This is a genomic window from Streptomyces sp. NPDC088707 (assembly GCF_044752725.1).
Taxonomy (GTDB): Bacteria; Actinomycetota; Actinomycetes; order Streptomycetales; family Streptomycetaceae; genus Streptomyces.
Map to the genome: position 1 here is coordinate 285,073 of NZ_JBIVLV010000010.1, position 20,136 is coordinate 305,208.

The window sequence follows — 20,136 nt, forward strand, 5'->3', positions numbered from 1 at the left end:
CCTCTCCGCGTCGCCGCCCCTCAGCCCGTCTTCTTCCAGTCCCCGCACCCCGACGACTTGAAGTACCCGTCCGACGCGCTCACCTTCACGATCGCCGTGCCCGTCACGTTGTCGTTCGCCAGGATCGAGTCCGTGCCGTGGCTCGCGTCCTTCGCGCGCTCCCAGTAGCACTCCGCGTCCTTGTTGCCCGTCGACTTGTACGTGCCCGGGGCGATGTCGACGCCCACCTTGAACATGCCGCCGTCGCCCTTGAGGGTCGTCCCGGGGGTGCCCTTCGCCTTCGCGTCGACCGCTTCCCACGTGCCGCAGCCCGTCGACTTGAAGAGCTTGTCCGTCGCCTTGATCTCGACGTAGCTCGTGCCCGTCACGTTGTCGTTGGCGAGGATCGAGTCCGTGTCGGCCGAGGCGTCCTTCGCGCGCTCCCAGTAGCAGCCGGCGTCCTTGTTGCCCGTCGAGCGGTAGAGGCCGGGCTTCGCGTCGGAGCCGACCTCGAAGTCGCCGTCTCCGTCGATCGTGGCGCCCTTCGGCTTGTCCTCCGCCTTGTTCTGGGCCTTCTTGTCGCCGCCCTGCTTCGCGGGCTGCTCCTGCTTCGCGCCCGCCGTGGGGGACTCGGTGTCGCCGCCCCCACCCATCGCCGCACCGATCGCGATGACCGCGACGACCGCGCCGGCCGCGGTGAGGACCTTGTGGCGGGCGAACCAGTTGCGCTGCTGCTGCTGAGACATGGCTGTGGCACCTTCCGGGCGCTGTGAGGACTCCGCTTTCGGGACTCCGTGTTCCGATGGAGTAATCACAGCCGAAGCTGTGAACCGAGTCAACACGGTTCACGCGTTTCGAGTTCGCTCACGCCGTGAACCGGTTCGAGCGCTATGCTCGGTGTGTTCACACACGTACGAGGGGAGACGGACAGGTGCCCGAAGAGAGCACGGCAGAGGTCACCGCCGCCGGCATCGCCCGGCTCGCCGGGGTCGGCAGGGCCGCCGTCAGCAACTGGCGCCGGCGCCACGCCGACTTCCCCAAGCCCGTCGGCGGCACCGAGACCAGCCCCTCCTTCTCCCTCGCCGACGTCGAGTGGTGGCTCCGCGACCAGGGGAAACTCGCCGAAGTGCCGCTCCGCGAGCGCGTCTGGCAGCAGCTCGCCGGCCACCCCGCCAGCACCGTCGCCGGCCTCGTGCACACCGGCTGCGTCCTGCTGCTCCTGCGCGCCCGCCCGGGCGCCTGGACCGAGCTGGCCGCGCTCCCCGACGACCGCCTCGGCGAACTCCTGCCCGGCGTCTTCGAAGAGGTCCTCACCGCCCGCTTCGGTCTGCCCAGGACCGTTCACACCCCCACCCCGGCCGACACGCTCCCCGCCGTGCCCCTGCTCCGCGCCGCCGTCGAGCTGGCCGCCGAGCTGGGCGGCGCCCGCCAGGCCTTCGAGTTCCTGCTCGGCCGCCACCTCGACGCCAACCCCCGCCAGTACACGCTCACCCCGCCCCCGCTGGCCGAGCTCATGGCGGCCCTCGCCGCCGCCGCGACCCCCGAGGCCCGCCCCGTCGCCACCGTCCTCGACCCGGCCTCCGGCACCGGCAGCCTGCTGCGCGCCGTCCCGCACCCCACCGCGCTCTACGCCCAGGACGCCGACCCCGACCTGGCCGCCCTCACGGCCCTCCGGCTCGCCCTCCACGGCGACGCCGACGTCCGCGCCGCCACCGGCGACACCCTCCGCGCCGACGCCTTCCCGACCCTGGCCGTCGACGCGGTCCTGTGCCACCCCCCGTTCAACGAGCGGACCTGGGGCCACGACGAACTCGCCTACGACCCACGCTGGGAGTACGGCTTCCCGGCCCGCACCGAGTCCGAGCTGGCCTGGGTGCAGCACGCCCTCGCCCGGCTCCGCGCCGGCGGCGCCGCCGTCCTCCTCATGCCGCCCGCCGTCGCCTCCCGCCGCTCCGGCCGCCGCATCCGCGCCGACCTGCTGCGCCGCGGCGCCCTCCGGGCCGTCGTCGCCCTCCCGGCCGGCGCCGCACCCCCGTACGGCATCCCGCTCCACCTCTGGGTCCTCGTCCGCCCCGGAGCCGACCAGCGCCCGCCGGCGGAGACCCTGTTCGTGGACACCGCCGGGCTCGTCCCGGACGCCGGCCGCGACAGACTCCCCTGGACCACCCTGCGGAACACGGTGCTCGACGCCTGGGCCGCTCGCGGCGGCGAGGAGTCCGTCGCCCGCGCCGTCCCCGTGATCGAACTCCTCGACGACGAGGTCGACCTCGCCCCCGCCCGCTATCTCACCGCCCCCGCCGCCGGCGGCACCGCACCCGAACTCGCCGCCGTCCGCGACCGCCTGGACGAGACCCTGCGCCGCACCCAGGGCCTCACCCCCACCCCCGTCCCCGCGCGCCCCGCGCCCCGCCCCCTCACCACCGTCGGTGAACTCGCCCGCACCGGCGCCCTCCAGCTCCGTACGGGCGGCTCGGGCACGGCCCCCGCCGGCGGCGGCGTGCCCGTCCTCACCGAGCACGACGTCCTGTCCGGCGGCGCGCCCTCCGGCGCCCTCCCCGTCGGCGCCGGTCCGGGCGAGGAGCGCGAGGAGCCCGTCCTCGTCGCGGAGGGCGACGTCGTCGTCCCCGTCCTCGGCGGCGGCTCCGTCGCCCGGGTCGTGGACGCCGCCACCGCGGGCGCGGCCCTCGGCCGCAACCTCCAGCTCCTGCGGCCCGAACCGGCCGCCCTCGACCCCTGGTTCCTCGCCGGGTTCCTGCGCGGCACCGCCAACAACCGGCAGGCCAGCAGTTTCGCCTCGACCGCGACCCGGCTCGACGTACGCCGTCTCCAGCTGCCCCGGCTGCCCCTGGCCGACCAGCGCCGCCACGGGGCCCACTTCAAGTCGCTCGCCGAGTTCGAGGAGGCCCTGCGGCTCGCCGCCCGCCTGGGCGAGCAACTGGTCCAGGGGCTGTACGACGGACTCGCGGACGGAAGTGTGGAGCCCGCGTGAAGGCCGTCATACTCTCTTGGTCCGACTCGGTCCGGTCACCCGCAGAGGCCTGATCGTCCGTCCTGGGGGAGCGTCGTATGTACGGTCAGGTGCCCACACCCGCGGCCACACCCGCGCCCGCGCCGCCGCGTGCCGCCGGCCCGACGGCGGCCACGATCACCGTCCGGGTCCTCATCACGGTCCTGGTGGTCGTGTCCCTCGGCTTCCTCGCGTGGGTCGCCATGCTCCGGATCGCGATCATGCGGCGCACCGGGCGCGACTGGGCGCTCTTCTGGGGCCAGTTGGTGCTGAACGTCGGGTGTGTGGTGCCGCTGGAGCAGCGGTTCGCCGGCACCTGGATGAACACCGCCGGCATGATCGTGCTGCTCGTGCAGATGGCGGTCGTGACCTGCTACTTCCTGGTGGTCGACATCCGTCACCACCAGCCGGCTCCCGTCGTGATCATGATGCCGCCGCCGTCCCCGGCGCCCCACTTGCAGCACCAGCCGCAGCCGCAGGCGTACCCGTACGGCACGCCGTCGCCGGGGTACGCCACTCCCGGATACGCCACGCCGGGGTACGGCTACCCGCCGGCCGCCGTCACCACCCCGAGCCCGGCCGCCGTCACCACCCCGAGCCCGGCGCCGGGCCAGGTCCCGCCGCCCCTTCCCGGTCACGCCCCCCGCATCGAGCAGGTCCGCGCCGAGCTCGACGAGCTCAGCGACCTGCTCCGGCAGACCGGGGAAGACGACGGTCGGGCGTGAACGGGCGGGTGATCGGCGGGCGTTACGAGCTCGCCACCGTCATCGGACAGGGCGGCATGGGCCAGGTGTGGACGGCGTACGACCGCAGGCTCGACCGCCGGGTCGCGGTGAAGCTGCTCAGGCCCGCCACCATGACGGGCCCGTCCACCGCCGCCGACGAGCTGCGCCGCCGCTTCGTGCGCGAGTGCCGGGTGACCGCGCACGTCGACCACCCCGGCCTCGTCACCGTCCACGACGCGGGCAGCGAGGGCGAGGACCTGTACCTCGTCATGCAGTACGTGGAGGGCGCCGACCTCGCCGACCACCTCGCCGAGCACGACCCGTACCCCTGGGAGTGGGCGGTCAGCGTCGCCGCGCAGCTGTGCGCCGTGCTCGCGGCCGTCCACGCGGTGCCGATCGTGCACCGCGACCTCAAGCCGCGGAACGTGATGGTCCGTCCCGACGGGTCCGTCATCGTCCTCGACCTCGGCGTCGCGTCCGTCCTGGACAGCGACACCACCCGCCTCACCCACACCGGTTCGCCCATCGGCAGCCCCGCCTACATGGCGCCCGAGCAGGCCATGGGCGGCGCCGTCGGCCCGTCCACCGACCTGTACGCGCTCGGCGTGCTGCTGCACGAACTCCTCAGCGGGAACGTGCCCTTCGCCGGGTCCACCGCGCTCGGTGTCCTCCACCGCCACCTGTACGAGCCTCCCGTGGCGCTCCGTCAGCTGCGGCCCGAGGTGCCCGAGCCGCTCGAAGGGCTCGTCCTCCGGCTGCTCGCCAAGGACCCGCGGGAGCGGCCGTCCGGTGCGCACGAGGTGTACGAGGGGCTGCTGCCGCTGCTGCCCGCGCGCGGGGCCCCGGCCGGGCCGATGGACCCGACCCGGCCGTTCCTCCGCCCGCACGCGCCCTGGCCGGACCGCCCGGCGGCGACGGGCGCTCGGGCGGCGACGGGCGCACCGGCGGCGACGGGCGCACCGGCCGTCCCGGCGCAGGTCCCGCCGCCGCTTCCCGTGACCGCTCCCGTGACTGCCGCCGGGAGCGACCCGAGGGTCTCGTATCCGCCGCCGCCCCTCGCCGCCCCCGCCCCCGCCCCCGTGCCTGTGCCCGCGCTCGCCCGCCCCGACGTCGCCGCCGCGGTCGACGAGGTCAAGCGGCTGCTGGGGGAGGGGGCGCTCACCCGGGCCGTCGACATGCTCGGCGGGATCCTGCCCGCCGCCGCGGCTGAGCACGGCGAGCGGTCGCCGGTCGTCCGCATCCTGCGCAAGCAGTACGCGTCCACGCTGATGGACGACGGCCAGTACCGGCGTGCGCTGCCCGAGTTGCGCCGTCTCGCGGCGGACCGCGACGCGGAGGCCGGGCCGGCGGATCCGCAGGCTCTTCAGTTCCGTTATGACGCCGCCCTGTGCCTGGAGCAGCTGGGGGAGACGGGCCCCGCGCTCGCCGAGTTCCGCGCGGTCCTGCCGTACTACGAGGGCGACCCGGCCCGTGCCTTCGACATCCGGCAGCGGATCGCCCTGCTTCTCGTGGCGACGGGTGAGCACGCGGCAGGCCAGGACCAGCTCCAACGGCTGCTGTTCGACGCGGAGCGCGCGTTCGGCCCGTATCACCCGCTTCCGGCGGACTTGCGGCGGGCGCTGGAGCACCAGCGTCAGCTGCGGCCCCGCTCCTGACGGAGCGACAGAATCACGACTCGACAACTGATCGGTGAATAGATCTTCCTGATCCTTTATGCCCTTTTTGGTAAATGTAGCGTTCGCGTCTGATCATGTTCACGTCCCCAAGGAATCCCTCATGACGACGCCGCCCGCGCCCTTCACCCCCGAGCAGCCCATCGCTCCGGAGCAGCCCGCCCCCGCGAAGAAGGGCAGCCGCATCCTCAAGAAGGTCGGCGGTGTCGTCCTCGCGATCGCCCTCGCCCTCGGTGTGAAGCTCGGCCTTCCGTACCTCACCGGCGACGCCCCCGTGCACGCCAAGGCCGGCGAGTGCGTCACCGTGACGGGCCCGGACAACGACCCCAAGGTCGACACCACGGACTGCTCCTCGGGCAAGGCCGACCTGTACAAGGTCGTCAAGGTCATCGACGACACCTTCGACGTGAACCAGTGCGGCGCTGAGCTGTCGGCGCTCGCGCAGCAGCTGGAGTCGGACAAGTTCGTGCTGTGCCTGGAAGAGGTCGCCGCGAAGTAGTCCGCGCGCACCCGCACGTACGGGAAGGGCCGGAACCCCCGCGGGGGTTCCGGCCCTTCCGGCGTGCCGGGCCCGGCACGCCGCCTACGGCCGGCCGACGGGCCTCGGGTCCGCCGGGGACGCGGGGTCCGCCGGCTCCGCCCCGGGCTTCGGCACGGCCCCGGGCTTCGGCTCGGCCCCGGGTTTCGGTACCGCGCCCGGCTTCGGACCGCCCCCGGACGGCCGCACCGCCCCCGGATCGGGCGCCGCGCCCGGCCCGGTGACCGACGGGGCGACCGGGGAGGGGGTGGGCGTGACCGGGGACTTGCTGACGCCCGGGGGCCGCGCGGGCGGCGCCGGGGTGGGGGAGACCGAGCCGGCGGGCACCAGGAAGAGCAGGTACGCGGCCGCCACGGCCGCCGCGGCGGCGACGGCCCCCAGCGAGGCGTAGGCGACGCCGCGCACCCGCCGCAGCCCCCAGCTCCGCCCCTCCGGCGGCTCGTCACGGCGCAGGTCCCGGTAGGTGACGAGGGCCGCGCGCGCGGCGAACGCGGCACGCAGCCGCTCCTCGGTGACGGTGAGGGGGTCCTCGGCACGCGGTCTCATCGGCCCGCCTCCAGCTTCTTCTCCAGGGCGTCGAGCGCGCGGCTCGCGGTCGACTTCACCGTGCCGCGCGAGAGCCCGAGCGTCTGCGCGATCTGCGCCTCGGTCAGCTCCGACCAGTAGCGCAGGACGAGGACCTCGCGCTGGCGCCGGGTCAGCTGCGCGAGCGCGTCGAGCACGTGCCGGTGCTCCTCGGCGAGCAGCAGCCCCTCGTCGACGGGCGGCTCCGAGACCGGGTGGGGCGGGGTGTACGCGCGCGCGGTGCGGCGCCTGCGCAGCACGGAACGGGCGGCGTTGACCACGGCGGTGTGCAGATACGCGCCCGGGTCCTGGAGCCCGTGCAGGGAGGTGCCGTACGTCCGGCACACGGCGGCGAACGCGTCCTGGACGACGTCCTCGGCGGTGTGCAGGTCGTCGACGAGGAACAGCGCGAGCCGCACCATGTCGAGCCGCCGGGCCCGGTACAACTCCGTGAGGGTGGGCGGCGGCCCCTGGTCCTCCGGGGCGTCCACCGCACGCAGACGCCTTCCCCGTACGGCCCCGGGGGCGTCGTCGGCCCGGGTCCGGGTCCGGGGCATGCGGGCGAGCAGCCGGGCCCACCAGGGCGACGGCCGGTCCGGGTGTCCGGGTACGGGTATGGCGTACGACAACTGCACGGTCCTCGATCCGTTGCGGGACGGAGGGGCGACCCGGCCGGACCTGCGCGAGCCCGGCCGGGCCACCCGCTCCTCGGTGCTACCGCGTGCTGCTACTTCTGGACGCGGGGCGCGGCACCGGCCGGAGCCGGGGCGGCCGTCGGCTTGACCGCCGGGGCCGGGGCGGGGGCGGGGCGAGCCCCCTGGCCGGCGGCGGGCGCGGGCGCGGGTACGGCGACGACGGGACCCGGCTTGCCGGGTGAGACGACCTTCGGGGCGACGCCCGGAGCAGGAGCGGCGACGGGCTCGGCCGCCTGGGCGGGCGTGCCGGGCGCGGCGGCCTTCGGGACGGCCTTCGGCGCGACGGCGGGCGCGGGGGCGGCGGTCGGGGCCGCCGGGGCCGCGTCCGGGACCGAGACCTTCGGGGCGGCCGGTGCGGGCTGCGGACCGGAGTCGGCGAGGGCCTGCGCGGCGAAGCCGCCGCCACCGAGGAGGAGCGCGGCACCGGTGATGACGCCCAGGATGCGGGGGCGGGGGCGGAAGTTCCGCTTGGCGTGGCTGGACATGGGGTTCTCCCGAGGAAGGGACGGACACGGTCGGGTGGATCGGGTGAAGGGCGCCTTCACCCCACCAGACGTGCGTCGGCCCGGGAGGTTGCGACCGGCGCCGAGAAAGTTTCCGAGGGCCTGGGCTGGGGGTGCGCCCGCCGCTTGTACGCGGGCCGGGCTGGGCTGGGGGGCGCCCGCCGCTTGTACGGATCCGCCCGCCGGCCTGTCGGCCCGTCGCCGCGCGCGGCTTCTAGTCGCCCAGCAGCCGCCATGCCGTCAGGGCCACGCGGGCCCTGGTCAGGCCCGTCGGGGTGGTGAGGTCCACGGACAGGGCCCTGCCGATCAGGTCGACGCGGCGGGCCACGCTGCTGTGGTGCAGATGCAGGACGTCGGCGGCCCGGCGCAGCGACCCCGCCGCGCAGTACGCCTCCAGCGTGTCCAGCGTGTCCAGCCTCTCCCGGGTCTCTCGGGACGCCTGGGTCTCCCGAGCCGCTTGGGTCTCCTCCCGAGCCGCCTGGGTCTCCCGGGCCGCCTGGGTCTCCCGATTCTCCCGGGCCCCTGCCTCGGGCTCCCCTGGGGCTCCGGCCAGCCGGATGAGCGCCGCGACGTCGGGGTTGCCGCGCAGCACCTCCCTCGGCACCTCCGCGAGCAGCGCCAGCGCACCCAACTCGGCATGATCGAGCACGGGTTCGCGCGCGGTGGTGAGACGCAGGGCGGTACGGGCCTCCCGCCACGCCAGGTCGGGCAGGTCGGCCGCGCCGATGCCCGCGCGGACTCCCGCGGGGAACAGGGCCCGGTCCACCGCCGAGGCCAGGAGCACGCCGACCCCGCCGATCCGCGCCGCCTTCACGGGCCGGCCGGGGCAGACGACTCCGCCGACCTGGTCGAGCGGCAGCCGTGGCGACCGTACGGCGGCCACCCGGACCGGCGGCCCGGCGGCGAAGCCGAGGAGCCGCAGCGCCCGCGCGCGGGCCGCCTCGTCGGTCTCGGCGCTGATGACCAGCTCGACGAGCGCGGGGTCCGCCATGGTCGTACGGGCCGGACCGTACCGTTCCACGGCCCCCGCCACGGCGAGGGCCAGCCGGTCGAGCAGCACCTCGTCGAGCGGGCCGGCCGGCCCGGCCCGCTCCAGCCACACCGTGCCGATCTCCTCCTCGTCGAGGACGACCGGGGCCGTGCCGGACGCGGGCTCCGCCGGGCCGGAGGCCTCGCGGCCGTCGGGCCCGACGCGGATCGTCCGCCCGGTGCCGCGGAGTACGACGCCGGCGACGCACTCGGCGAGACCGGCGGAGGCCCGGGCGAGCGCGGGAAGGTCCACCCGCCTGCGCATCAGGGTGTCGTAGAACGCGACGATGCGGAGCGCGCCGTCGACGTACGGATCGAGTCCAGACAGCCGTACGGCCAAAGCCTCCATGGCAGCAGGATAGGAGGGCGGGCCGGCGGGACGCGGGCGCCGACCGGCGCGCGATCGGCCCCCGATGCCCGACGGACGGCGGACGACCCGGCGCGGGCGGCCCCCCGAGGATGACCGTCATGGACCCCGAACTCGAAGCCTTCGTACCGTTCTTCCCCCGCACCGACCTGGCCGACCCGGTCACCGCGCGGAAGAGCTTCGCGCAACTGGCCGCCGCCGTACCGGCCCCCGACACCACGGACATGGACGTCGAGGACCACGTGGTCCCGGCCGCATCGCCCGTGCCGGTACGGGTCTACCGCCCGCACGGGGCCCGGGGCGCCGTCGTCTGGCTGCACGGCGGCGGATTCCTCATGGGCGACCTGGACACCGAACACCCGTGGGCCGGCCGGATCGCCGCCTCCTCCGGAGCGGTGGTGATCTCGGTGGGCTACCGGCTCGCCCCCGAACACCCCTACCCGGCCGCCCTGGACGACGCGTACGCCGTGCTGGAGTGGGTCGTCGGGCACGCGGCCGAACTCGGCGTCGAGCCGGAACGCATCGCGGTCGGCGGCCACAGCGCCGGCGCCAACCTCGCCGCCGCGGTGACCCTGCGGGCCCGTGACCGGCAGGGGCCGCCGATCCGCTTCCAGCTGCTCAACCAGCCGGGGCTCGACGACCGGCAGGACTCGTGGTCGGCGGTGCACTTCACCGACACACCGTGGTTCCACCGGGCCAAGTCCCTGGCCTCGTGGCAGCACTACCTGGGCGACGGTCCCGCGACCCCGTACGCGGCCCCGGCCCGCGCCGAGGACCTGACCGGCCTGCCGCCGGCCTACCTCGCCACCGCCGAGTTCGACCCGAACCGCGACGAGGGCCTCGCGTACGGGCTGCGCCTGCTCCAGGCGGGGGTGTCGGTCGAGATCCACCAGTGGCCCGGCACCTTCCACGGTTCGCAGGCGCTCCTCTCCGCCGAGGTCTCGCAGCGGCAGAACGCCGAACTCGGTGCCGTCCTGCGCCGAGCCCTGGCCGGATGAGGCCGGCCGCCGGACCCACCCTCACCCATCGAAGGAGTACGTACGCCGTGAAACGCCGATCGAAGATCCGCCTCTCCCTGATCGCGGGGGTGGCCGCGCTCACCGCCTGCGTCGGCACGGTGGCGGCCGCACCCGCCCCGCACACGACGACGGCCGGGACGACAGCGATGACGACGGCCGGGGCGGCCGACGGGGCGGCAGCGGCGCCGGCCCGCGTCGACCCGGCACGGCTGCGCGCCGCCATGGACGCCGTCCACCGGGCCGGCGTCCCCGGGGTGTTCGGCGAGGTCCGGGACGCCGGACGGACCTGGCGCGGGGCCTCCGGGGTCGCCGACCTCGCCACCGGACGGCCGGTGAGCCCCGACATGCGCCACCGCGTCGGCAGCGTCACCAAGACCTTCACCGCCGCGGCCGTCATGCAGCAGGTCGAGCGGGGCCGGATCCGGCTGGACGCGCCCGTCGGCGCGTATCTGCCCGACCTCGTCCCGGGGGAGCGGGGCAGGAGGATCACCGTCCGGATGCTCCTCAACAACACGAGCGGCATCCCCGACTACATCCCGTACGCCTTCCCCTCCCTCCAGCGGAACTCGCCCGCCAGCCTGGACGACAACCGCTTCCGCGAGTTCCGGCCGGCCGAGCTGATCGCGCTGGGACTCGCGGCGCCGCCCGCGGGCGAGCCCGGCGGCCCCACGGGCGTCTACTCCAACACCAACTGGCTGCTGCTCGGCCGGCTCCTGGAACGGGTCACCGGAACCACCGCCGAGCGCTACATCACCCGTCACGTCATCGACCGCGCGGGGCTGCGGCACACCGGGTTCCCGGACGGGCCGACGATCGACGGGCCGCACGCGCGCATGTACGAGTCCCTGTGGGGTCTGCTCGAACCGCCTCGCGACTACAGCGTCTACAACATGTCGTGGACGGGCACGGGGGCCGCCCTCGTCTCCACCATGGACGACCTCAACCGCTTCTACGCGCGGCTGCTCGACGGCAGGATCGTCAGCCGGTCGTCGCTGGCGCAGATGCAGCGCACGGTCCCGGTGCGTGCCCTGGACGGGACGATGATCGAGTACGGCCTCGGCCTGCACAAGGTCGTCATCCCCGACTGCGGCACCTTCTGGGGCCACGACGGCACGGTCTGGGGAGCCGGCACGATCTCCCTGACCAGGGCGGACGGCGGCCGCCAGATGTCGATGGCGGTCAACCTCCAGCGCTGGAACCCCCGGACGGCGGAAGGAACCGCGCAGCCCCACCCCATCGACACGGCCCTGAAGTCGCTGTACGACCGGTCCCTCTGCGACGCGTAGCCGGCACTGCCGCGAAGGGCCGCCGAGCCTCGGCTTTCCGGCCCGTCGGCCGGCGGTCAGCGGCCGTAGAGCGCCAGGGCCCGGGCCAGGTCGAGGGGCGTGCCGTCCTCGGGCACGTACAGGAAGTGGTCCAGCTGCCAGGTCCGCGTACGGGCGGCCTGGCTGCTGGTCGTGGTCGCCCAGGGCGGGTACACGCGGAACCCGCGCTTCCCGCCCGACCCGTTCTCCGAGACGACGCCGTGCCGGCGGAGCGTCCCCACCGGGAACACGAACTGCCCGAAGCGGCCCGTGTCCTGGTCGTCCCGGCAACTGACGACGACGAGGTCGATGCCGTCCGCCGTGTCGAACGGCGCGATCGGCCCGGCGGGCGTCCTCTTCCACACGGTGACGAACTGGCCGGCCTTGGCGGGCGTCGTCTTCGCCACCCGGAACCGGACGGAGCGGCCGCCGAGGCGGAGCGCGTGGGCCGCGTAGTCGGCGGACTCGGGTTCGGGCACCACCTGCGAGCAGGCGAGACCGCAGGGTCCGAAGACGAGCGCCGACGCCGCGAGGACATCTCCGTGGAGTGGGGCGGCGAAGCCGGAGAGCTCGGTCGGGTCAGGGGAGCGTGCGGGGCCGGTCGTCATCCGCCCACCCTGCCACGGAGCCTGAGCCCCCCGGGCCGCGAGTGGCCGGGAGGGCCGGTCGTGACGGTGGACGTGCGAGCATGCCCCGGTGCGTGAACTGAGTGAGTTGATCGAGGTCGAGGACCCGGCCTGGCCGGTCCTCGGCGAGAAGCTGCGGGCCGCGCCCGTAGCCGTCGAGGTCCTGGACGCCGACGCGACGCGGGGTGCGGCCGCGCTGCTGCGGACGCAGGTGACCGTGCGGTCGTTCCTGGGGGCGTTCGTCCTCCACAGCGGCGGGGCGTTCGTCGACGACGGCTGGCTGCGGGTGTACGGCAGCCCGGCCGCCGACAACGACCGGCGGCTGCCGTCGCTCGCCCAGGTCAACGGCTTCCCCGCGGACGCGACGGCCGATCCGGGGTGGCGGCCCGACGCGGGGCTCGTCGTGGCCCACGACGTACTCGGCGGGGTGTTCGTCCTCCAGGGCGGGCCCGCGGACCGGGTCGGGCTGCCGGGGCGGCCCGGCGAGATGGTGTACTTCGCGCCGGACTCGCTGAGCTGGGAGGCGCTGGGCGCCGGATACGGGGCCTGGCTGTCGTGGGTGCTGGCCGGCGGCACGGAGGAGTTCTACGAGGGTCTGCGCTGGCCCGGCTGGCAGGAGGAGGTCCGCCGGCTGGACGGCGACCGGGGGCTCACCCTCTACCCGCCGCTGTGGTCGGCGGAGGCTCACCAGGACCTGGCCGCGACCAGCCGCCGTGTCGTGACGATGGCGGAGCTCCTGGATGTCGAGCGGGAGACGAGCGTGGGGCTCGACGAGAGCGACCCCGGTTTCCTGGGGAACGTATGACCGCGGGGGAGGGGAGCGGGGTGGCCGCGCGTACGGTACGGACCTCCCGCCTCGACCTCGTCCCGCTGGCCGTCGCGCACGCCGGGGAGATGGCGGGGGTCCTCGCCGACCCCGTCCTGCACACCTTCATCGGCGGAGCCCCGCTGACTCATGACGAACTGCGGGCCCGGTACGAGCGGTTGGCGGCCGGCTCGCCGGACCCGGCGGCGGTCTGGGGCAACTGGGTGGTCCGCCTCCGCGCCGAGGACCGGCTGACCGGGACCGTGCAGGCGACGGTCACGGAGGGCGGTCGGGTCGCCGAGGTCGCATGGGTGGTCGGCACGGAGTGGCAGGGCCGGGGCATCGCACGGGAGGCGGCCGAGGGCCTGGTCGCCCTGCTCGTGGAGCACGGCGCGCGCACGATCGTGGCCCACGTCCACCCGGACCACACGGCGTCGGCGTCGGTCGCGGCGGCGGCCGGCCTCACCCCCACGGACCGGGTGGAGGACGGCGAGATCAGGTGGGAGCGGCGGCTGTCGGACTGACGGCTCCCGGCTGCTCCTCACGTCATCCTCAGCGAAGCAGCGCGCACTCACCGGCTGAGAGGGGCCGGTCCCTCCGTCCTCCGGCGGCTCCTGGCACCGAGCCACAGGGACGCGGCGAGGAGCAGCGCGCCCGCCGCTCCCGCCGCCGTCCCCGCCCGCAGGCCCGGCGGGCGGAAGCGGCAGGTCATGGCCGACGTGCCCGGGCGGACGTCGAGGGCGAGCAGGCCGCCGTACGAACCCGCCTTCCCGCCCTCGCACCGCCAGCCCGCGATCCTCGGGGCGGCCACCACCGCCGTGCCCGTCACGCCCGGCGGCAGCGTGGCCGTCAGGCCGTCGTCCCGGACGTCGATCCTCGTCGCCGCCCGGGCGCGGAGCCCCGCCACGGCCGCGTGCAGGCGGTCGTGGTCGAGGCAGGCGATCTCGGCGGTCCCGCCGGGCGGGACCCGGGGCCTGATCCCCTCCCGCTGCTGCACGCCCAGGGACGTCAGCGCCGCCAGCCGCTTCGGCCGGCCGCCGAGCAGCCGCGTCTCGTACGCGCCCAGGCGGGCCGTGCCCGTCGCGTCCGGGGCCCAGAGGAAGACCTCCGTGCCGACCCGGCACGCACCGCCCGCCCCCGGGGCCTCGTACACCCGCGCGCCCAGCAGGAGTTCCTGGTTGCGGAACGGGGACCTGCCGTACGCCGGGGCCGGGCCCGGCGGCCGTACCGTCACCAGCGGCAGCGGCGGCGCCGACGGCTCCGCGCGGACCACCTTCCCGTCCCGCCACCGCGCCCCCACCCCGAACAGCGCGTCCGTCACCGGGTTGTCCAGGCTCAGCAGGTTCCGGCCCCGGGACGTCCAGCCGCCGCCCAGCGCGGTGAGCGTCTCCGTCAGGACCGCCGGGGTGTGGCTGCTGTAGTACGCGGCGCCCTGGCCGCCGAGGAGCAGCGGGTCGTTGCCCGCCACTCGGGGCAGACCGGGGTCCGTGCGGTACGCGGGCCAGCCGTCCGCCTGCGCCAGGGCCGCCGCCCGCCGCTGCTGCCCGGCGCCCCACGGCGGGTAGTCGTCGAGCCGGACCAGCCGCTCCCGGTCGGCGTACGCGGTCGTCGCCGCCGCCTGGCCGACCACGGTGCCGACGACCAGGAGCGCGGCGAGCACCCCGTACCGGCCCCGGCGCGGGAGCAGCAGCGCACCCGCCACCGCCGCCAGGCCCACGGCCGTGAGGACGAGTGCCCAGGACGTGAGGAAGGGGCTCGGGAGCGATCCGAGGGACAGGGCCGCGACCACCGCCGTCCCGCCGAGCAGCGCCCGGCGGTCCGGGCGGCCGTGGGCGAAGCCGGTCCACGCGGCGAGGACGAGGACGCCGGAGAGGACGAAGGTCTGGCGGTACGGGCTGCCGTTCGGGGTGGCGAAGGCATGCCAGAGGAGGTGTGTCGGACCCCACTGCATCGAGGCCGGGACCGCCGCGCACAGGCCGGCCCACAGCCACCGCTCCCGGCCGGGGATCTCGCGGCGGAACAGCAGCGCGGCGACGAGCAGCAGCACCGCCGTGGAGACGAAGGCCGCCGGGGTGGAGAAGCTGTACGTCACGGGGAGCAGCCGGGCGAGGACGTCCGTGGCGGGCGCCGGGTCGAACTCCCGCACCAGGCCGGGGTGGGCGTGACGCGAGCCGAGGAAGACGGGGACCAGGACGGGCGCCGCGAGGGCGATCCCGGTCCCGGTCGTCAGCCCGGCGCGCAGGAGAGTGCGCACGGCACCGAGGCGCATGCCGGTGCCGAGGCGCGCGCCGGTGCCGAGGCGCGCGCCGGTGCCGAGCCGCGCCACCAGGACCAGCGCCGCCCCGATCGTCGCCATGTACGCCGTGTAGAAGTTCGCCACCCAGCAGACCGCGACCACCAGCGGGCCGAGCAGCGGCCGCCTGCTCTCCCGTACCCACTCGCCCACCAGGCAGAGCAGCGGGAAGGCGATCAGGCCGTCCAGCCACATCGGGTTGTACGTGCCCTCCGCGAGCGACCAGCCGCAGAGCGCGTACGAGGCGCCGAGGGCCGACGCCCACCACCAGGTGCCGGGGCCGAGGCGGCGCAGCAGGTACGTCATGGCCGCCGCCGCGACCGCCGTCTTCAGGACGGTGATCCCGTACACCGCGTACTCGATGTCCCCGCGCGGGAACAGCGCGACCAGCGGGGCGAAGGGGCTCGACACGTAGGTGCCGTAGTCGGGGAGGAAGCTCGTGCCCCAGCCGGCCTGCCAGTCGAGCAGCGGACCGCCGTCCGCCCGGCCGCGCAGCAGGTCCCACAGGTGCGCGTGGAACGGCACGAACTGGTTCGCGAGGTCGTTGACGGCCCGGTGGCGCGGCCCGAAGGGGAAGACCCGGGCGGCGGCGTCGCCGCCGCAGACGGCGAGCACGGTGAGCAGCGCGGCGAGGAGCAGGGAGCGCGGGCCCCCGGCCGTGAGCCGGGTCGCGCCGGCCACGGCGGTGGGTGTGAGGGCGGGCGGTGCGGAGCCCCGCGTTCGAGTGGCGTTCGACATGACCCGTCGAATATGCCAGCGTCCGACCGGGAAAGTCCGTTCCCCGCGACCCAGTTCACTCAATGGTCTTCTGGACGCCATCCATGCGGACCGGCCGGGACACCAAGCTCCGTTGTCGTGGTCCGCGTGCTGCTCTCGATCGTCGTCCCGTGCTTCAACGAGGAAGACGTCCTCGCCCGTTTCCACGACCACGTGACCACCGAACTCGCCAAGCTGACAGGCGAGTTCGAGATCGTCTACGTCGACGACGGAAGTCGGGACGGGACGCTCCCGCTCCTCCAGGAGCTCGCCGCGCGCGACTCCCGCCACGTCCGGTACGTCTCCTTCAGCCGGAACTTCGGCAAGGAGGCGGCGATGCTGGCCGGCCTCCGCAACGCCGCGGGCGACGCCGTCGTGATCATGGACGCCGACCTCCAGCACCCGCCCGAGCTGGTGCACCGCATGGTCGCGCTGCACTCCGAGGGGTACGACCAGGTCGTCGCCCGCCGCACCCGCGAGGGCGACCGCGTCACCCGCACCCTGACCGCCCGCCTCTACTACCGGGCGATCAACCGGCTCGTCGACGTGGAGCTGGTGGACGGCGTCGGGGACTTCCGGCTCCTGTCGCGCCGTACCGTCGACGCGGTCCTCGGTCTCGGCGAGTACAACCGCTTCTCCAAGGGCCTCTTCTCCTGGGTCGGCTTCCGGACGACGACGTTCTCGTACGAGAACGCCGTCCGCGAGGAGGGCCGCTCCAAGTGGACCTTCGGCAAGCTCCTCAACTACGGCCTCGACGGCCTCCTCTCCTTCAACAACAAGCCGCTCAGGGCCGCCGTCCACCTCGGCTTCCTGCTCGTCCTCGTCGCCCTCGGATACGCGGCCTGGATCGTCGCAGACGCGCTGGTCAACGGCGTCGACACACCCGGCTACGTGACCCTCCTCGTGGCCGTCACCGCCCTCGCCGGCGTGCAGATGGTGATGGTCGGACTGATCGGCGAGTACGTCGGGCGCATCTACTACGAGGTCAAGCGACGCCCGCACTACCTGGTCAAGGAGACGCACGAGGGGGCGTACGAAGGGACGTACGAAGGGGCGCGCGAGGGGGCGGACACGGGTCCGGTACCGGCCGACACCCGGCGTGCCGGTGAGTCGTTGTGGGAAACAGTCGCACCGAAGTAGTGGCTCCGGCCCGGGCGACTCCCTAACATCGATCACCGCAAGGTCGTTCAACTGACGCACGACCAGCCCGGGAGGCTCCTTTGCACCGCCGCACTGCGCTCACCGTCTCCGCCGCACTGCTCGCCGCGGCCCCGCTGCTCACCGCCTGCGGCAGTGACGCCCACCCAGGAGCGGCGGCCGTCGTCGGCGGCGAACGGATCGACGTCTCCAGCCTGCAGGCACAGGTGCAGGACGTGCGCGCCGCCCAGGAGCGCTCCCCGCAGGCCGCCCAGCTCGTCCAGGCCACCGGTGACCTGCCCCGCCGCAAGCTCAACGTCATGATCTTCGACCGGGTCGTCGACAAGGTCGCCGCGGACAACGGCGTCGGTGTCACCCGCGCCGAGCTCCAGGAGACCAGGACCGCGTTCGTCCGCGAGAGCGGCGGCGCGGACCGGCTCGCCGACGTCCTCCTCCAGGAGCAGGGCGTGGCGCCCGGCCAGATCGACGACGTCGTCCGCCGCAACGTCCTCATGAACAAGATCGCCGCCAAGCTGGGCGTCACGGACACCCCCGAGGGCCAGCGGAAGCTGACGGAGGTCTTCGCCGCCGCCTCCAAGGCCCTCGACATCGACGTGAACCCGCGCTACGGCGCCTGGGACGACGCCCAGGTCCGGCTCGGCAACACCACCGCGCCCTGGCTGCGGCAGCTCACCCAGGATCCGGGCGCCGTCCCGGCCGGTGCGTGAGGCGGAGTAAGTTCAAGGGGTGACATCTGAGAGCCCCGGCCGCATCGTTCTGCTCACCGCCAGCCACCGTGTGGCACCCGGACTGCTGTCCTGGCCCGCCTGGCAGGCGCTGCACGGCGCGGACCGGGTGCTCTGCCCCGACGAGCACCACCCCCAGCTGCCGTACCTGCGGGAGGCAGGGGTCGCCGTCGAGCACCTCGGGCTCACCGCCGAGGAGCTCGTCGAGGCGTGCGCCGGGGGCCGTACGGTCCTGCTGCTGCCCTCCGGCGAGGGCGACCGGGCGCTGACCGACGGCCTCGCCCGGCTCGCCGGCTCGGGCCGCCTCACGATGCCGGACCTGGAACTGCTGCCCGGCTCGTACGACCTGCCCGGCGCCCGGCTCCTGGACCTCGTGCAGATCATGGACCGCATCCGGCGGGAGTGCCCGTGGTCCTCGCGGCAGACGCACAAGGAGCTCGTCAGGTACGGCATCGAGGAGGCGTACGAGCTCGTCGAGGCGATCGAGGACGACGACCGGGAAGCGCTGCGCGAGGAGCTCGGCGACGTCCTCCTGCAGGTGGTCTTCCACGCCAGGATCGCCGAGGAGGACCCGGAGGAGCCCTTCTCCGTGGACGACGTCGCCGGCGACCTCGTCGCGAAGCTGGTCCACCGGCACCCGCACGTCTTCGGGGACGCGACGGCGGAGACGCCGGAGGAGGTACGGGCCCACTGGCTGCGCACCAAGGCGGTCGAGAAGCAGCGGGAGTCCGTGACGGACGGCGTGCCGCTGGGGCAGCCGGGGCTCGCGCTCGCGGCGAAGCTCGGGGGCCGGGCGCGTGGGGCGGGCCTCGACGTGGCCCTTCCGTCGGAGCGGGGCATCGGTTACGAGCTGCTCGCCCTCGCGGTCCGCGCGGAGGCGGAGGGCGTGGACCCGGAGGCGGCGCTGCGCGCGGCGGCCCGGACGTACCGGGAGGCGATCCGCGCGGCGGAGGGTGTGAAGGCGTAGCCGTACGCGGCCGGCTCGGGCTCAGCCCAGGCTCGGTCTCAGCTCGGGCTCGGGCTCAGGTGCGGTCCCGGGCTCGCGCTCTGCTCGGGCTCAGCCCAGGCTCGGTCTCAGCTCGGGCTCGGGCTCAGGTGCGGTCTCGGGCTAGGGCTCGCGCTCATGTGCGGTCTCAGGCTCGCGCTCTGCTCGGCTGACGCCGGCCGGCGTCACGGCTCGCGCGGCGCCCGGGCGCCCGGGTTGTGCCAGAGCGGGGGCGGCGGGCCCAGGAGGCGCTCCGCGGCGGTGTTCGGGCGGGCGGTGAAGGGGCCCACGGGCTGCAGGGTGTCGTGGTGGATCCGGTACGGGTCGGTGCCCAGCTCCACCAGCACCTCCGCGACCTCGGTCAGGAAGCCGGGCGGGCCGGCGAGGTAGACGTCGTGCGAGGGCCAGTGGACGCAGGCCCGCAGTGCCTGGACGAGCCGTTCGGTCGCCTGGTCCTTGCGATGGCCGGGGGCCGAGGTGATGTAGGTGACGCTGAGTCCGCTGAGACGTTTCTTCAGTCGCTCCGCGTCCCGCCGGCCGTACAGGTATTCCTTCGCACGGGCCACCACGAACAGCCGGCCCTTCAGCTCCGGCTCGGCCTCCGCCGCCTCGGAGAGGAGCGCCCTCACCGGCGCCCAGCCCGTACCCGCGCATACATAGGTACGGAGTCCGCCCGGCTCCGTGCGCGCGGTGAGGCCGCCGCCCGGAGCGCTCAGCCGCAGCGTCTCGCCCGGACCCGTCCCGTCGACGAGGGCCGTGCTCATCGCGCCGCCCGGGATCCGGCTCACATGGAGCTCGACCGTGCCGTCGGGACGGGGCGCGTCCGCGAGGGAGTAGGTGCGCCAGACACGCGGGACGCGCGGCGAGCTGACGCTGACGTACTGCCCGGGAAGGAAGGGGAAGGGCTGCCGGGGCCGCAGGGTGAGGACGGCCAGGTCCTCGCCGTACCGCTCGTGCCGGACGACGTCCGCGTCCCACCAGGCGGGCTCACCGGCCCCGACCGCCTCCTCGGCACCCGCCAGCATCAGATCGGCGACGTGCCCGTACGCCTCGGTCCAGGCCTTCTCCGCCTCCTGGCTCCAGGCGGCTCCGGCGGCGTGCGCGAACGCGGCGAGCAGGCTCGACCCGACGGCGGCGTAGAGCGCGGGCGAGGCGAGGAACCTGCGGTGGTCGCGGCCCAGCTGCCCCAGGTACGCGGCGAGCCCCGGGGACTCCAGATGGGTCACCACATGGGTGAGCGCGGCGAAGAGCCGGTCCCGTTGGGGCTGCATGTCCTCGGGGAACAGCTCGCGCATGGCGGGGTTGTTCCAGAACAGATGCGAGTAGAAGAAGGTGACGGCGTGTTCGGCCCGTCTCTCGACGACCGCGAACGTGCTTCTGAGCAT

General features: G+C 74.8%; 19 protein-coding genes. 11 read left to right on the forward strand and 8 right to left on the reverse strand.

The window, feature by feature from the left end:
• Positions 1 to 20: 20 nt before the first annotated feature.
• Positions 21 to 725 (reverse strand): hypothetical protein, encoded by a 705-nt coding sequence (locus ACIP84_RS28710; RefSeq protein ID WP_401801561.1) that lies wholly within the window; start codon positions 723 to 725, stop codon positions 21 to 23.
• A gap of 185 nt (positions 726 to 910) precedes the next feature.
• Between ACIP84_RS28710 and ACIP84_RS28715 the strand changes: the two genes are divergently transcribed.
• The 4 genes from ACIP84_RS28715 (at position 911) to ACIP84_RS28730 (ending at position 5,883) form a co-directional block, all read left to right on the forward strand.
• Positions 911 to 2,968 (forward strand): N-6 DNA methylase, encoded by a 2,058-nt coding sequence (locus ACIP84_RS28715; RefSeq protein ID WP_401801564.1) that lies wholly within the window; start codon positions 911 to 913, stop codon positions 2,966 to 2,968.
• Positions 2,969 to 3,045: 77 nt separating this feature from the next.
• The gene (locus tag ACIP84_RS28720) at positions 3,046 to 3,711 is read left to right on the forward strand and encodes a hypothetical protein (RefSeq protein ID WP_401801567.1); all 666 of its coding nucleotides are present in this window, start codon (positions 3,046 to 3,048) and stop codon (positions 3,709 to 3,711) included.
• A complete protein-coding gene (locus ACIP84_RS28725) occupies positions 3,708 to 5,366 on the forward strand; it encodes a protein kinase (protein WP_401801570.1) in 1,659 nt (552 codons plus the stop codon). The genes ACIP84_RS28720 and ACIP84_RS28725 overlap by 4 nt, the downstream gene beginning before the upstream one ends.
• Before the next feature lie 121 nt (positions 5,367 to 5,487).
• Positions 5,488 to 5,883, forward strand: a complete 396-nt coding sequence (locus tag ACIP84_RS28730) for a hypothetical protein (protein ID WP_355967216.1) — start codon at positions 5,488 to 5,490, stop codon at positions 5,881 to 5,883.
• Positions 5,884 to 5,967: 84 nt separating this feature from the next.
• Here ACIP84_RS28730 and ACIP84_RS28735 read toward each other — a convergent pair whose 3' ends face one another.
• From ACIP84_RS28735 to ACIP84_RS28750, 4 genes are all read right to left on the reverse strand, one after another.
• Positions 5,968 to 6,468, reverse strand: a complete 501-nt coding sequence (locus ACIP84_RS28735; protein ID WP_355965689.1) for a hypothetical protein — start codon at positions 6,466 to 6,468, stop codon at positions 5,968 to 5,970.
• Positions 6,465 to 7,121: an RNA polymerase sigma factor gene (locus ACIP84_RS28740; protein ID WP_401801572.1), complete on the reverse strand. Its 657-nt coding sequence runs from the start codon at positions 7,119 to 7,121 to the stop codon at positions 6,465 to 6,467. Before ACIP84_RS28740 ends, ACIP84_RS28735 begins: the two co-directional genes overlap by 4 nt.
• 92 nt (positions 7,122 to 7,213) lie before the next feature.
• Positions 7,214 to 7,666 carry a hypothetical protein gene (locus ACIP84_RS28745; RefSeq protein WP_401801575.1) on the reverse strand — a complete coding sequence of 151 codons (453 nt, stop codon included), beginning with the start codon at positions 7,664 to 7,666 and terminating at the stop codon, positions 7,214 to 7,216.
• A 232-nt stretch (positions 7,667 to 7,898) separates the two neighbouring features.
• Complete coding sequence (locus tag ACIP84_RS28750) at positions 7,899 to 9,062, reverse strand: helix-turn-helix domain-containing protein (RefSeq protein ID WP_401801577.1); 1,164 nt, start codon at positions 9,060 to 9,062, stop codon at positions 7,899 to 7,901.
• Positions 9,063 to 9,181: 119 nt separating this feature from the next.
• Here ACIP84_RS28750 and ACIP84_RS28755 point away from each other — a divergent pair, with 119 nt between their 5' ends.
• Both ACIP84_RS28755 and ACIP84_RS28760 read left to right on the forward strand, forming a co-directional pair.
• Positions 9,182 to 10,078, forward strand: coding sequence for an alpha/beta hydrolase (locus tag ACIP84_RS28755; RefSeq protein WP_401801580.1), 897 nt, complete (start codon positions 9,182 to 9,184; stop codon positions 10,076 to 10,078).
• A 47-nt stretch (positions 10,079 to 10,125) separates the two neighbouring features.
• The gene (locus tag ACIP84_RS28760) at positions 10,126 to 11,385 is read left to right on the forward strand and encodes a serine hydrolase domain-containing protein (protein ID WP_401801583.1); all 1,260 of its coding nucleotides are present in this window, start codon (positions 10,126 to 10,128) and stop codon (positions 11,383 to 11,385) included.
• 56 nt (positions 11,386 to 11,441) lie between these two features.
• On the opposite strand, the gene ACIP84_RS28765 is transcribed toward ACIP84_RS28760, so the two are convergent.
• On the reverse strand, positions 11,442 to 12,011 hold the full coding sequence (locus ACIP84_RS28765) for a MepB family protein (RefSeq protein WP_401801586.1): 570 nt from the start codon (positions 12,009 to 12,011) through the stop codon (positions 11,442 to 11,444).
• Between the two features lie 88 nt (positions 12,012 to 12,099).
• Between ACIP84_RS28765 and ACIP84_RS28770 the strand changes: the two genes are divergently transcribed.
• Positions 12,100 to 12,834 carry a DUF2625 domain-containing protein gene (locus tag ACIP84_RS28770; RefSeq protein ID WP_401801588.1) on the forward strand — a complete coding sequence of 245 codons (735 nt, stop codon included), beginning with the start codon at positions 12,100 to 12,102 and terminating at the stop codon, positions 12,832 to 12,834.
• A complete protein-coding gene (locus ACIP84_RS28775) occupies positions 12,831 to 13,358 on the forward strand; it encodes a GNAT family N-acetyltransferase (RefSeq protein WP_401801591.1) in 528 nt (175 codons plus the stop codon). Before ACIP84_RS28770 ends, ACIP84_RS28775 begins: the two co-directional genes overlap by 4 nt.
• Before the next feature lie 47 nt (positions 13,359 to 13,405).
• On the opposite strand, the gene ACIP84_RS28780 is transcribed toward ACIP84_RS28775, so the two are convergent.
• Entirely contained in the window at positions 13,406 to 15,865 is a 2,460-nt protein-coding gene (locus tag ACIP84_RS28780) for a YfhO family protein (protein WP_401801593.1), read from the reverse strand.
• Between the two features lie 126 nt (positions 15,866 to 15,991).
• On the opposite strand from ACIP84_RS28780, the gene ACIP84_RS28785 reads away from it, so the two are divergent.
• From ACIP84_RS28785 to ACIP84_RS28795, 3 genes are all read left to right on the forward strand, one after another.
• Positions 15,992 to 17,023: a glycosyltransferase family 2 protein gene (locus tag ACIP84_RS28785; protein WP_401801596.1), complete on the forward strand. Its 1,032-nt coding sequence runs from the start codon at positions 15,992 to 15,994 to the stop codon at positions 17,021 to 17,023.
• An 80-nt stretch (positions 17,024 to 17,103) separates the two neighbouring features.
• Complete coding sequence (locus ACIP84_RS28790; RefSeq protein ID WP_355965704.1) at positions 17,104 to 17,748, forward strand: SurA N-terminal domain-containing protein; 645 nt, start codon at positions 17,104 to 17,106, stop codon at positions 17,746 to 17,748.
• A 19-nt stretch (positions 17,749 to 17,767) separates the two neighbouring features.
• Positions 17,768 to 18,733 (forward strand): nucleoside triphosphate pyrophosphohydrolase, encoded by a 966-nt coding sequence (locus tag ACIP84_RS28795; protein WP_401801598.1) that lies wholly within the window; start codon positions 17,768 to 17,770, stop codon positions 18,731 to 18,733.
• 203 nt (positions 18,734 to 18,936) lie between these two features.
• On the opposite strand, the gene ACIP84_RS28800 is transcribed toward ACIP84_RS28795, so the two are convergent.
• Complete coding sequence (locus ACIP84_RS28800) at positions 18,937 to 20,136, reverse strand: globin domain-containing protein (protein WP_401801600.1); 1,200 nt, start codon at positions 20,134 to 20,136, stop codon at positions 18,937 to 18,939.

Bases quoted from the DNA above. Each gene is read 5' to 3' on its own strand.
- ACIP84_RS28720 (WP_401801567.1), top strand. From the start codon at position 3,046: ATGTACGGTCAGGTGCCCACACCCGCGGCCACACCCGCGCCCGCGCCG.
- ACIP84_RS28710 (WP_401801561.1), bottom strand. From the start codon at position 725: ATGTCTCAGCAGCAGCAGCGCAACTGGTTCGCCCGCCACAAGGTCCTC.
- ACIP84_RS28750 (WP_401801577.1), bottom strand. From the start codon at position 9,062: ATGGAGGCTTTGGCCGTACGGCTGTCTGGACTCGATCCGTACGTCGAC.
- ACIP84_RS28775 (WP_401801591.1), top strand. From the start codon at position 12,831: ATGACCGCGGGGGAGGGGAGCGGGGTGGCCGCGCGTACGGTACGGACC.
- ACIP84_RS28765 (WP_401801586.1), bottom strand. From the start codon at position 12,011: ATGACGACCGGCCCCGCACGCTCCCCTGACCCGACCGAGCTCTCCGGC.
- ACIP84_RS28780 (WP_401801593.1), bottom strand. From the start codon at position 15,865: ATGTCGAACGCCACTCGAACGCGGGGCTCCGCACCGCCCGCCCTCACA.
- ACIP84_RS28800 (WP_401801600.1), bottom strand. From the start codon at position 20,136: ATGCTCAGAAGCACGTTCGCGGTCGTCGAGAGACGGGCCGAACACGCC.
- ACIP84_RS28735 (WP_355965689.1), bottom strand. From the start codon at position 6,468: ATGAGACCGCGTGCCGAGGACCCCCTCACCGTCACCGAGGAGCGGCTG.
- ACIP84_RS28755 (WP_401801580.1), top strand. From the start codon at position 9,182: ATGGACCCCGAACTCGAAGCCTTCGTACCGTTCTTCCCCCGCACCGAC.
- ACIP84_RS28745 (WP_401801575.1), bottom strand. From the start codon at position 7,666: ATGTCCAGCCACGCCAAGCGGAACTTCCGCCCCCGCCCCCGCATCCTG.
- ACIP84_RS28730 (WP_355967216.1), top strand. From the start codon at position 5,488: ATGACGACGCCGCCCGCGCCCTTCACCCCCGAGCAGCCCATCGCTCCG.